The organism is Algoriphagus sp., from assembly GCF_030694375.1.
Lineage (GTDB): Bacteria > Bacteroidota > Bacteroidia > Cytophagales > Cyclobacteriaceae > Algoriphagus.
The window spans coordinates 494796-506534 of sequence record NZ_JAUXYL010000020.1 but is presented as its reverse complement, the minus strand read 5'-3'; the positions used below and the strand labels follow the sequence as shown (position 1 = coordinate 506534).

Here is an 11739-nt window from a genome sequence, read left to right as displayed (position 1 = left end):
TTTGGCATTTTTTTTTACCGCAAAGTGCACGAAGAAGATTTTATTTAAGCTCAGGCGGTCTTTGTTTTGGACTTCAATCCTTTTTGGCGCTAGAGTCGTTTTTCAAGGGTACAAAGTAATGCTTCGACTTGGTTCGACTTCGCTCACCAACCACCGCTCACCAACCGTCGCTCAGCACAGGCGCTATCAATGACAGAGTATGATTTGCTTTGAAAATATTGATATTTCAGTATTTTATTCTGATTTAATGTTTCTAGAGAACTGCTCCCTGTCATTTCCATTTTGTATGTTCCCAGAATATTTAAGACTCAGGGTGACGTTGTGAAGTGGGAATTGGCTTTAATCTCCCTAAGCCACACGAAGGTTTACGATTTCCAATTCAGCACCTTTTGATACTGCTTCTTTTCCGGTTTGAAGGATTTTGGCTGCAGTTTCGGAATCGAGATAGTAATGACCACAGTTTTGACACACGTCAGCAGGAACATGCTTAAGCAAGACAATAGTTTCTCCCTTTTCAAGTGTCACTGTGACATGTCCGGGTTTTGTATCTCCCAATTTGCAGATTGAACATGCCATATTTTTTATCTTTTAATTCCGAAGGGAGTATGCATCAGCTTTCGCCATCCTGGACAACCCAATACCCTCCTGTCTTTCGTTCTCCTTTGAACTTGATTTTTCCCTCGGTACGCAATTGTTTGATCCACCGCTCAATTGTTCGGGAAGTCACATCGAAATATGCACTTAGTTGCTTTGAGTTCAATCCAGGTTTGTTGCTAAGGATTTCAACCAATTTATTTGCACCGACATTTGCACCGACATTTGCACCGACATTAAATGTCATTCCAGTTTGCACTTCCTCCATCGGAAAACTCATTCGGATGTAATTATCTGAAAAGTGGAAGCATTCTCTACTATAGGATTGGAGAATACGAGGAACTCCCGAACCGAGCTGCTCGACAAGTTCCATATCTCTAAAGACGCGCATGAGTTCTTTGCTTCTTGGGATGGAAATACCCTCGAAAAATTCTGAACGAGACAATCCCTGAGGTAAACCGCCGTAGGAAGTAATTTCAAATCGATCAGAAAAGAATTCGAACTTTGGGGCCAATTCATAGGTGAAGTCATTATGCACCATCGCATTGATCACCGCTTCGCGAAGAGCTAATGGATTCCATTGCCTTTTTTCAATACGCTCCTTGGAGGTGATTTTAGTAAAGGTTTTATTTTCAAGATCTATTTTATCCAAAACTTGCTTGGTGGCTTTAATCAATGAACAAAAGCCAAAATCATTGCTTTCAATCAGATCTACACGGGTGGCTCCGGCGTATTTAGCGATATTTACTGAAACGTTGTTATTATCCGCAAGGAGATATGCAACATAATTGAGCTGATCATCATCATTTAGGAGTTCGAGAGTTTTAGTAAAGGGGATATTGAGTGGCTTCCCAGCTGATTCATAATAGATTCGGAGTTGCTCAAATTTGAGTTCCTGATTTGGGGATCTGATTTTACCAATTGAGTTTCTAGTTCTTTTTGAGAAGAGTTCCTCAATCATTCGAGGTGGCATAGGTTCGGAGGCACTTCCTTTTCTGACAAAGGCTCCTTTTTCGGACATTCCGTATTTTTTAATGTAGTATGGCCGCTCCTGACCACTTGCCACTATAATTTTCAGAAAGGTCTTTTGTTTACTGATTTCTGAAACGATATCGAAAAGTCCAAGGCAAGAAGGAGCGATATTGTTTTTGATTCGATCCTTAACCTGAAGCTGAACACTATCGGGGCTTTCAATCCCGACTACCTCCCCTTCTCTATCCACTCCCAAGTAGATTACACCACCACCAAGATAGTTGAGAAATGCAACCACTTCTTTTTCGAGGTTATCGGTAAGTTGGCGCTTGTATTCTATACGATGGTTTTCGGTCAAGGATAATGATGGTAAAAAGGTACTTGGATACGGGATGTGGGCAGTGGGCAGTTTGCAGTAGTCCACAGTCCATGGTCCACAGTCCACAGCAGCGGGATGTTCAGTTGGCAGTGGGCAGTGGGCAGTGGGCAGTGGGCAGTGGGCAGTTTGCAGTAGTCCACGGTCCACAGCAGCGGGATGTTCGGGTGGCAGTTGGCAGTTTACAGTTTGCAGTTGGCAGTAGTCCACGGTCCACAGTCCATGGCAGCGGGATGTTGAGTTGGAAGTTTGTCTTCCTTCTTGGTACTTGGTACATGGTACTTTGTACACTTTTTTTAGTCAACGGTCCACTCGTGACAGACTCCTCCCCTTCAGGGGAGGTTGGGAGGGGCTATGCCACATCAGCAAAAATCCTCTCCATCCGTCTAAAATAAAGCATGCCAAAGACGAAGAATACGACTGCCAGGATGCTGCCGGGCCAGATCCATTCCCAAGGCATGGGGCGGTTGAGGAAGGCGGCACGAAAGCCCTCGATCACGCCCACCATGGGGTTGAGGATGTAGAATTTTTGGTATTGTTCGGGTACGGCATTGGTGCTGTACACCACCGGGGCGGCGTACAGCAGGAGTTGGACCACAAAGGTCAGGGCGTGCTTGACGTCGCGGTATTTGACGGCCAGGGCGGAGAGGAACATGCCTATGCCCAGGGAGGTCATCAGCAGCTGCACAATAAGTAGTGGCAGGAACAGGATCCCCCATCCCGGCACCTGCCCGAAGTAGATCAGCAATACGATCACGACCACGAAGGCGATGATAAAGTCCAGGAGTTTGGAGAGTATGGCTGAGAGTGGCAGGACCATTCTAGGGAAGTAGACCTTGGTGATCATGTTGGCGTTTTGGATCAGGGAGTTGGCCGACTCGGTGAGTGTGCCGGAGAAGTAGTTCCAGGGCCACAGTGCCAGGTAGGAAAAGAGGACGTAGGGCATTCCGTCGGAGTCTACTTTTGCCAGTCCTCCGAACACCAGTGTGAACACCAGGGTGGTGAACAGGGGCTGGATGATGGCCCAGGATACGCCGAGTATGGACTGGGCGTAGCGGGCTTTGATGCCGCGGAGGGTGAGGAAGTAGAGCAGATCCTTGTATCTCCAGAGTTCGGCAAAGTCGACCATTTTCCATCCGGAAGAAGCCTCGATTACTTTGTAGTGTTTTGGGGTCAGGGGGGTGGGAGGATGATTAATTATCAATTTTCAATTTTCAATGGTCAATTATCAAGTAGCGGGGAAGTATGGAGGCTTGGATGTTGGGATGTCTTGGTACTTGGTACTTTGTACACTTTTTTTTTAGTCAACGGTCCACAGTCCACAGCAGTGGGATGTTCAGTTGGCAGTGGGCAGTGGGCAGTGGGCAGTGGGCAGTGGGCAGTGGGCAGTTGGCAGTAGGCAGTAGGCAGTCGGCAGTCGGCAGTGGGCAGTGGGCAGTTTGCAGTAGTCAACGGTCGACTGTCCACGGTCCACGGCAGTGGGATGTTCAGTTGGCAGTGGGCAGTGGGCAGTTTGCAGTTTGCAGTAGTCAACGGTCGACAGTCCATGGTCCACAGCAGCGGGATGTTCAGTTGGCAGTGGGCAGTGGGCAGTGGGCAGTTTGCAGTTTGCAGTAGTCAACGGTCGACTGTCCACGGTCCACAGCAGCGGGATGTTCAGTGGGCAGTGGGCAGTGGGCAGTTTGCAGTTTGCAGTTTGCAGTAGTCAACGGTCGACTGTCCACGGTCCACAGCAGCGGGATGTTCAGTTGGTAGTTTGTCTAGCTTCTTGGTTTTAGCTTCTTGGTTATAGCCTATTGTTTCGACTGTCTTGGTACATGGTACTTTGTACTTGGTACACTTATTTTTAGTCAACGGTCCACAGTCCACTGCAGCGGGTGCTTTAACTGGGCTTTGTCTCCGTTCTTGCTTCACCAAACTGTTTACTGCCTACTGCCTTGCTTACTGCCTACTGTTCACTGCATACTGCTTATTGCCTACTGTTCACTGCCTACTGCTTACTGCCTACTGTTTTAACCGCAAAGCTCACAAAGGGACGCGAAGGTTTCTTCAATCACCAATCCTCTGCCAACAGGAAGTTGCTGATATGGACATGTCTTACACCTTGGATTGTGTCCTTAAAAAACTCGTCCATGGTGATGACATATTTGGGGAAATGGTCATTGATCGGCAACAGCGGTGCAAATTCCCGATCGATTGTTTCAGGGCTTTCGAGTTTGTAGGCTACCTGAATATAGAGTTTTTGTTCCCTTCGCTCGGCTACAAAGTCAATTTCACGTTGGTCAAGCTTTCCCACATACACGTTATATCCTCTCCGTTTCAGTTCCAGAAACACCAAATTTTCCAAAACCCCTGCAATCATTCGATCTCTGTACCCCATCGTGGCATAGAGTAAGGAGATGTCTGCGAGGTAAAATTTTTCCTGAGTCTTGAGGATTTCTTTGCCTTTGAGGTCATAGCGAGAAACCCGGTAGAAGATAAATGCTCCCTCCAGGGCATGTAAGTAATTATAAACGGTATTGAGATCAATTTTACGCTGTTGGCTTTTGAAGTAATCTGCGACATTTTTCCCTGAGAATGTATTACCGATATTGTCAAAAGCATACCGGATGACCCGATTGAGCAGTTCGATATCTCTGATTTTGTGCCGCTGAACGGAATCCCTAAGGATGACCGAATCATAGATGTCCCGCACTAGCTGATCGGCTGTCTCTTCATCATAGTCTGAGGTATGGATAACAGGGAATCCGCCTTTTCGCAGGTATTCGATAAACAGTGCAGGCTGATTTGAACCCGCAAGTGAATATGAATTTTTGAAATCCAGAAATTCTGTAAAGGACAGGGTAAAGATGGGTATTTCCACATAACGACCTGCCAAAAAGGTGGACAGTTCGGATGAAAGCAGGTGAGAATTGGAGCCGGTGAGGTAAATATCCGTGTCAAAATCCACCAGAAAGGAATTCACCGCTTTTTCCCAATTTTCTACTTCCTGAACCTCGTCAAATAGAAGATAGTATTTTCCGGGACCATTTATTCTGCTTTTAACTTCCTCATAGAGACTCTTGGCCTGGGTAAGATGAGAATTGGCAAAACTCTCAAAGTTGATGTAGATGATTTGATTTTGATTTACACCCCTTTGTGTCAATTCATCTATCAAAAGCCTCAAGACCGTTGATTTGCCTGATCTTCTTATGCCTGTGATAATTTTGATCTGAGGCTTCCCGATAAACTTTTTGATTTTATCGATGTAAGTATCTCTTTTTATCATTTTTTTAGGGTATAACCACAAAAGTATCTAGAATTTAGAGGTTTTTATGGTTATAAGCATAAAATAAAATTAGTGTTTGGATCGGGGTACGAGGTAGGAAGTACGAGGTACGAGGTTTTGAGGACTGTTGAGGTTGAGGGATGTCTTGGTACTTGGTACATGGTACTTTGTACACTTTTTTTAGTCAACGGTCCACAGTCCATGGTCCACAGCAGCGGGATGTTCAGTTGGAAGTTTGTCTTGCTTCTTGATTCTTGTTTCTTGCTTTTGCATATTGCTTACTGCCTACTGTTTTAACCGCAAAGAACACAAAGGGACGCGAAGGATTTTTTAAGTTAGGCATTGGTTGAGGTTGTAAAGATCTTCAGGGCTTTTGGGCAGTGCTTGACTTTTTCAAGGTCTCAAAGAAAGAGCTTCGCTCTTTGGTACTTGGCAGTCTTGCTTCTTGGCTCTTGTTTCTTGCTACTTGCATCTTGTTACTTGATACTATTTTTAGTCAACGGTCGACTGTCCACGGTCCACGGCAGTGGGATATTCAGTTGGCAGTGGGCAGTGGGCGGTTTGCAGTGGGCAGTAGGCGGTAGGCAGTTTGCAGTTTGCAGTAGTCAACGGTCCACAGTCCATGGTCCACAGCAGCGGGATGTTGAGTTGGTAGTTTGTCTAGCTTCTTGGTTCTTGTTTCTTACTTCAAACACCAAAAACAAGAATGCCCTGCACATTGCCCGGGTCCTCTTCGAGGATTTGGACTTCTACTTTTCGTTGGACTTTCTGGTAGGTTTTTTGAAGGATGTAGTCCAAGTAGACGGTGTCGAGATTTTTACCGATTAGGATCATGTTGACTGTTCCCGAATCGATACCTTGGGCGTAATCTCCCACGATGTAGGCTTTTTCCACCTCTCCCATGCGTTTGACGATTTTCTCCATCAGTTCTTCCAATCCCAGGAATTTGGAGACCATGCCTGTGATTTCATGAAAAAAGGGATGGAGCTTGTTGGCGCGGTAGACCTTGGTTTTACCCTCATCCTCTGCCAACAGCAATCCTGCTTCAGTCAGGCGGTTGAGTTCGACCCGCACTGAATTGGTGGATTCATCAAATTCTTTGGCAAGTGAGCGGAGATAGCCGGAGTTTGCGTAGGAGAAAAACTTCAGGAGAAGTTTGATTCTGGTTTTAGACGTGACGAGGGAGTCGAGCAGGGGGAGTTGGGAGTAGTCAGTAGTGAGTGGTTAGATGTAAGTAGTTGTGTGTTTTTGTTGTTTTGTCTACTTACAACTTACTCTTTACCACTTACAGGATTGATTGGTTAGTAAAGTGCAGAGAATTTCTTGGCACATTGAATTGTCAACGGTCCATGGTCCACAGCAGCGGGATGTTCAGTTGGCAGTGGGCAGTAGGCAGTGGGCAGTTGGCAGTGGGCAGTAGGCAGTGGGCAGTTTGCAGTTTGCAGTTTGCAGTAGTCCATGGTCCACAGCAGCGGGATGTTCAGTTGGCAGTGAGAAGTAGGCAGTGGGCGGTTTGCAGTAGGCAGTGGGCAGTTGGCAGTGGGCAGTTGGCAGTTGGCAGTTGGCAGTGGGCGGTTTGCAGTGGGCAGAAAGCAGTTGGCAGTGGGCAGTTGGCAGTGGGCAGTTGGCAGTTGGCAGTTGGCAGTGGGCAGTTGGCAGTTGGCAGTGGGCGGTTTGCAGTAGGCAGTGGGCAGAAAGCAGTTGGCAGTTGGCAGTTGGCAGTGGGCAGTAGGCAGTGAGCAGTAGGCAGTGGGCAGTGAGCAGTAGGCAGTGGCAGTTTTGTCTCCTTTCTTGCTTCTTGGTTCCAGTGTCTTGCTACTTGCGTCTTGCTACTTGATACTAAAGTCTTGCTTCTTAATAAAATCTGCCTCTTTTATAAAGCTTCGCCCGATCAGTCCCAAGGGAATTAGCAGGTGTGAGTCAAAAAACTACTCAATGAGTAACAAATTTACTCGGGGCTTTGAGTTTTGCAAGTTTTTTACGGAAAAAGTGAAGGATTTGGAAGTACGAGGTCGGAGGTACGAGGTTGTGAGGCCTGTTGAGGTTGAGGGTTGTCCGATGACCGATGTGGGCAGTGGGCAGTGGGCAGTTGGCAGTTGGCAGTTGGCAGTGGGCAGTGGGCAGTGGGCAGTGGGCAGTGGGCAGTGGGCAGTGGGCAGTTGGCAGTGGGCAGTGGGCAGTGGGCAGTGGGCAGTGGGCAGTGGGCAGTTTTGTCTCCGTTCTTGCTTCTTGCTACTTGATACTAAAGTCTTGCTTCTTGCGTCTTGCTACTTGATACTTATTTTTAGTCAACGGTCCACAGTCCATGGTCCACGGCAGCGGGTGCTTTAACTGGGCTTTGTCTCCGTTCTTGCTTCAGCAAACTACATACTGCTTACTGCCTACTGTTTTAACCGCAAAGACGCGAAGGAACGCGAAGGTTTTTTTAAGTTAGAAATTGGTTGAGGTTGTAAAGATCTTCAGGGCTTTTGGGCAGTGCTTGACTTTTTCAAGGTCTCAAAGAAAGAGCTTCGCTCTTCGATACTACGCAGTCTTGCTTGTTGGTTCTCGTCTCTTGCTTCTGCATAATGCTTACTGCCTACTGTTTTAACCGCAAAGAGCACAAAGGGACACGAAGTTTTTTTTAAGTTTGGAATTGGTTAAGGTTGTAAAGATCTTCAGGGCTTTTGGGCAGTGCTTGACTTTTTCAAGGTCCCAAAGAAAGAGCTTCGCTCTTTGGTACTTGGCAGTCTTGCTTGTTGGTTCTAGTTTCTTGCTTCTGCTTACTGCCTACTGTTTTAACCGCAAAGAACACAAAGGGACGCGAAGGTTTTTTTAAGTTAGATATTGGTTGAGACTTTAAAGAACTTCAGGGCTTTTGGGCAGTGCTTGACTTTTTCAAGGTCTCAAAGAAAGAGCTTCGCTCTTTGGTACTTGGCAGTCTTGCTTCTTGGTTCTCGTCTCTTGATTCAGCAAACTGCCTACTGCTTACTGTCTACTGTTTTAACCGCAAAGAGCACAAAGGGACGCGAAGGTTTTTTTAAGTTTGGCTTTGGTTAATTATTGAATTGTTAAGGTCGATATGAGCAGCATCAATGATTTGGACGATAACTAAAGATTCACCTCGTCGTAAGCTCCCCTCTCTCTTCAGGAGAGGGGTTGGGGGTGAGGTAAGGTTACCGATGTGGGCAGTGGGCAGTTTACAGTAGGCAGTTGGCAGTGGGCAGTTTACAGTTTGCAGTAGTCCACAGTCCATGGTCCACGGCAGCGGGATGTACAGTTGGTAGTTTGTCTTCCTTCTTGGTTCTTGGTTCTAGTGTCTTGCTACTTGCGTCTAGCTACTAGATACTTTGAATTGTCATCGTTCGACAGTCCCCTGTCCACGGGGCACAGGATAATCAGATGTTTTTTGTCTCGACTTTACCTGAAAAATGGTTATCTGTTATTACTATTCACCAATAAGTGTTTTCACCTCTGCTTCCAATTTAGGTAGGTGATTGATAAGGATTGACCAAATATTTTCATCTGAAATACCATCATATGCATGAATGACATGATTTCTTAAAGAAATAATCGCTCTAGCATGCTCAATTTTGCTGAAAGTATCGGAATCACTTTGCTTAATTCGATTTACTGCTTCTCCAATTATGGAGAGGTTTCTTTCAATGGCACGCTTAACCAATTTATTACTTCTGTAATGAGAAAAAGAGATGATATCTTCCTTTTCTTGAAATTCTGTAATTTCACCTATAGAATTAATAATATCTAAGAGCCACTTAGCTGTCTTATTTTCCATAGACTTTCAAGTGATCATTTTCAATGGATTCTATTAAATAACTGTTTTTAAGTGTTTGTTTCTCAAGAAGGTCAACTTTTCTACCCAAAAGTTTTTCCAAGGAAATTTTGAAATTGATGAAATTTTCAAAGTAGTCTTCCAATGGTACCGGGGTAAACTTGACTAAAAAATCAATATCTGATTTTTTGGAGAATGGGCCCTTCAGCGCAGACCCAAAAAGATCCAATCTTTCAACATGGTAACGGCTACAAATTTTCCTCAAGTCAGGTAAAGCTTTATTGATTAAACCCAGACCATTGATCAATGCATATGAAGCAAGTTCTGGCTCGTTTACTTGATTATCAATATCTTTATTTTCCAAGTTCATTGGACAAAGATAATTATTGGTAGTAATAGTTTTGTATTGAGCGACAGATGCTTCGACTTGGTACATGGTACTTTGTACTTGGTACACTTATTTTTAGTCAACAGTCCATGGTCCATGGTCCACGGCAGCGGGATGTTCAGTGGGCAGTGGGCAGTTGGCAGTTGGCAGTGGGCAGTTGGCAGTTTACAGTGGGCAGTTGGCAGTGGGCAGTTTACAGTGGGCAGTTTGCAGTTGGCAGTGGGCAGTGGGCAGTGGGCAGTGGGCAGTTGGCAGTGGGCAGTTTGTTTCCGTTCTTGCTTCTTGGTCCTAGTTTCTAGCCTCTTGCTTCGACTGTCTTGGTACATGGTACTTTGTACTTGGTACTTGTTACATCCTAATACTTGACTCATGCTTTTACTATCGATTGTCGAATGACAACCCTTGGACTCCAAAGTGACAACGTGAAGGGGGAATAGGCATGGAATTACTTGATGGCTCGGTCCAGGGCTGGTTTTCCTCCTACGATGGGAAGGGTAAGGAGGGTGCTGTCCAGGTCGATGGTGAGTTGGGTTCCGGGTTTTGGAAGGATGGTAAACTCCTGATCTGAGGAGAAAATCATCAGTCCGATCTGCTGTCCTGCAGGAATGATCTGATCGTCGGGCTGCAGGTCGAAACTTAGCTCGTAGAATTTTCCGGGTTCGAGGGCTTCGCCTTTCCTGAGGGAGGAATGGTTTTGTGGATCGGCCCAACCCCGGGTGATGATGTTGTCGGTGATTCTGGAGTTTCGTCCTTCGGTCCAGGGCAGGGAAACGAGCCATACGGAAAGATTGGCGGCAGGCTTATTTGAGGCGAGTTTCACCGTGATTTTTGGGATTCCTGAAATATGGACTGCCTCCTTGAGCACCGGACTGAGGTAGATCAGGCGATGCTCGGTGTAATCCGCCTGTGCCAAAGCCGATCCGGAAAAGGAATAATTGTCGACCAAGGTTTCTTTGGCTCCGGAACTCAGTTTTTCTGTGCTGAGAGATCCTGCCGCAGGAGCTCCGGCTTTGAGGTACAGGCTTACATTTTTGGCTTCGGGGTTGGGGTAATCGGCATAAGCTGTGGGCTTGGATCTTTCGTCCTGCTCGCGGACGATCCAGGCTTTGGGCTCATCCTCCACGCCATTTTCCACTCCATGCAGGAAGCGGGTAAACCAGCGATTCATCATCGGGAATGGCGGTGCGCCACCGTGCCCGTTTTGGTGGTAATAGATTTTGGAAGGGATTCCTTTGGCGCGGGCGGCATCGTAGATCCGGTAGCTGTGCTCGGGCATCACGTTCCAGTCATTGAATCCGTGGGCCATCAGCAGAGCGGCTTTCATGGATCCCATGTCATTGAGGTAGTCGCGTCCTGCCCAGAAGTCATTGTAGTCTCCTGTGGCGCGGTCCATGCCTTGTGCCATTTCGGTGTCGCGGACGGTTTTGTTGTTGTAGGGTCTTTTGGCTTCGTCCCCGCTGTGGATGAAATCATAGAGCACATCGATATCTTCGCCCAGGTATCCTCCGGGTGAGCGAACCAAGCCATTGGAGCGGTAATAGTGGTAATAGGAGGTGTTGGGAGCGATAGGGATGATGGCTTCGAGGCCTTTGACACCGGTGGTTGCGGCGGCGAGGGGAAGGGTTCCGTTGTAGGAGGTTCCGGTCATGCCGACTTTCCCGGTGGACCAGAAGGCCATGACTTTTTCATTTCCATCCGGGGAGGTGTAGCCGTTGTCTTTGCCCGTCAGCCATTCGATGACGGCTTTGGGGGCCAGGGATTCATTGTCTCCGCCGACAGTTGGGGCACCTTGGGAAAGGCCAGTACCCGGTGAGGAAGAGTGCACCACGATATATCCACGGGGAACCCAAGCCATGATTTCATCATTGGAGATGATCGGCCGTTGGCCTCTTCGCTGGACTTCCACTGTATTTCGGGGTGTTGCAGGGGCGCCCAATTCATGCTTTACATCCCAAAAAATCGGGGCATTGCCTGCTGTACCTGCATAGTAGGGGCTGCTGGCATAGATGATGGGGAGTTTCAATCCTTCTGTTTCCGTCTGTCGCGGTCGGGTGACATCGACATGCATCCGGTCTAATTTTCCGTCGCCGTCGGTATCGAATTCTGTTTCCACCCAAAGGTCATGACGGATCCAATTGGAGGAATCCTTCAGTTCGGGGATAATCTGTGCTTCTCCATTTTCAAAAATGGGTTTGACTTGGGCAATTGCAGCAGTAAGGCTGAAAAATAAACCAAGTGTTAAGATTAAGATAGTTCGGTGTTTTATCATAATTGGGTCAAATGATCGATTTACAGTCTTCTCGGGAGGAGAAGTCTTTTTCACTGATGATTTTAAATATAAACTTTCGATGTTCTAAAATAAAAATCAA

14 protein-coding genes are annotated in these 11739 nt (G+C 46.7%); 6 read left to right on the top strand and 8 right to left on the bottom strand.

Translation table 11 applies throughout. From position 1 onward, the window contains the following. Nucleotides 1-193: hypothetical protein (locus Q8M62_RS07075; protein WP_305668065.1), on the top strand; the 193-nt coding region annotated here is incomplete at its 5' end. Nucleotides 194-348: 155 nt separating this feature from the next. On the opposite strand, the gene Q8M62_RS07070 is transcribed toward Q8M62_RS07075, so the two are convergent. Next, nucleotides 349-576 (bottom strand): type II toxin-antitoxin system MqsA family antitoxin, encoded by a 228-nt coding sequence (locus Q8M62_RS07070; RefSeq protein WP_092735093.1) that lies wholly within the window; start codon nucleotides 574-576, stop codon nucleotides 349-351. A 34-nt stretch (nucleotides 577-610) separates the two neighbouring features. Further along, nucleotides 611-1924 (bottom strand): RNA-binding domain-containing protein, encoded by a 1314-nt coding sequence (locus Q8M62_RS07065; protein ID WP_305668064.1) that lies wholly within the window; start codon nucleotides 1922-1924, stop codon nucleotides 611-613. Between the two features lie 5 nt (nucleotides 1925-1929). Here Q8M62_RS07065 and Q8M62_RS07060 point away from each other — a divergent pair, with 5 nt between their 5' ends. Next, nucleotides 1930-2337: a hypothetical protein gene (locus Q8M62_RS07060; RefSeq protein ID WP_305668063.1), complete on the top strand. Its 408-nt coding sequence runs from the start codon at nucleotides 1930-1932 to the stop codon at nucleotides 2335-2337. Here the strand turns inward: Q8M62_RS07060 and Q8M62_RS07055 are convergent. Further along, the gene (locus tag Q8M62_RS07055) at nucleotides 2295-3071 is read right to left on the bottom strand and encodes an ABC transporter permease (RefSeq protein ID WP_305668062.1); all 777 of its coding nucleotides are present in this window, start codon (nucleotides 3069-3071) and stop codon (nucleotides 2295-2297) included. The genes Q8M62_RS07060 and Q8M62_RS07055 overlap by 43 nt on opposite strands. Nucleotides 3072-3187: 116 nt before the next feature. On the opposite strand from Q8M62_RS07055, the gene Q8M62_RS07050 reads away from it, so the two are divergent. Beyond that, entirely contained in the window at nucleotides 3188-3559 is a 372-nt protein-coding gene (locus tag Q8M62_RS07050) for a hypothetical protein (protein ID WP_305668061.1), read from the top strand. 436 nt (nucleotides 3560-3995) lie between these two features. On the opposite strand, the gene Q8M62_RS07045 is transcribed toward Q8M62_RS07050, so the two are convergent. Both Q8M62_RS07045 and Q8M62_RS07040 read right to left on the bottom strand, forming a co-directional pair. Then, nucleotides 3996-5210, bottom strand: coding sequence for an ATP-binding protein (locus tag Q8M62_RS07045; protein WP_305668060.1), 1215 nt, complete (start codon nucleotides 5208-5210; stop codon nucleotides 3996-3998). A 687-nt stretch (nucleotides 5211-5897) separates the two neighbouring features. Next, on the bottom strand, nucleotides 5898-6284 hold the full coding sequence (locus Q8M62_RS07040; RefSeq protein WP_371134626.1) for an ArsR family transcriptional regulator: 387 nt from the start codon (nucleotides 6282-6284) through the stop codon (nucleotides 5898-5900). A 275-nt stretch (nucleotides 6285-6559) separates the two neighbouring features. On the opposite strand from Q8M62_RS07040, the gene Q8M62_RS07035 reads away from it, so the two are divergent. Next, a complete protein-coding gene (locus Q8M62_RS07035; protein WP_305668059.1) occupies nucleotides 6560-6949 on the top strand; it encodes a hypothetical protein in 390 nt (129 codons plus the stop codon). Between the two features lie 196 nt (nucleotides 6950-7145). Next, on the top strand, nucleotides 7146-7541 hold the full coding sequence (locus Q8M62_RS07030; protein WP_305668058.1) for a hypothetical protein: 396 nt from the start codon (nucleotides 7146-7148) through the stop codon (nucleotides 7539-7541). 1096 nt (nucleotides 7542-8637) lie between these two features. Here the strand turns inward: Q8M62_RS07030 and Q8M62_RS07025 are convergent. Together Q8M62_RS07025 and Q8M62_RS07020 are read right to left on the bottom strand one after the other, a co-directional pair. Next, nucleotides 8638-8985 (bottom strand): DUF86 domain-containing protein, encoded by a 348-nt coding sequence (locus Q8M62_RS07025; protein ID WP_305668057.1) that lies wholly within the window; start codon nucleotides 8983-8985, stop codon nucleotides 8638-8640. Continuing rightward, a complete protein-coding gene (locus tag Q8M62_RS07020; RefSeq protein ID WP_305350705.1) occupies nucleotides 8975-9418 on the bottom strand; it encodes a nucleotidyltransferase family protein in 444 nt (147 codons plus the stop codon). Before Q8M62_RS07020 ends, Q8M62_RS07025 begins: the two co-directional genes overlap by 11 nt. Nucleotides 9419-9459: 41 nt before the next feature. On the opposite strand from Q8M62_RS07020, the gene Q8M62_RS07015 reads away from it, so the two are divergent. Continuing rightward, nucleotides 9460-9669, top strand: coding sequence for a hypothetical protein (locus Q8M62_RS07015; RefSeq protein ID WP_305668056.1), 210 nt, complete (start codon nucleotides 9460-9462; stop codon nucleotides 9667-9669). Nucleotides 9670-9815: 146 nt separating this feature from the next. Here Q8M62_RS07015 and Q8M62_RS07010 read toward each other — a convergent pair whose 3' ends face one another. Further along, nucleotides 9816-11639 carry a Xaa-Pro dipeptidyl-peptidase gene (locus Q8M62_RS07010; RefSeq protein WP_305668055.1) on the bottom strand — a complete coding sequence of 608 codons (1824 nt, stop codon included), beginning with the start codon at nucleotides 11637-11639 and terminating at the stop codon, nucleotides 9816-9818. Nucleotides 11640-11739: the final 100 nt, after the last annotated feature.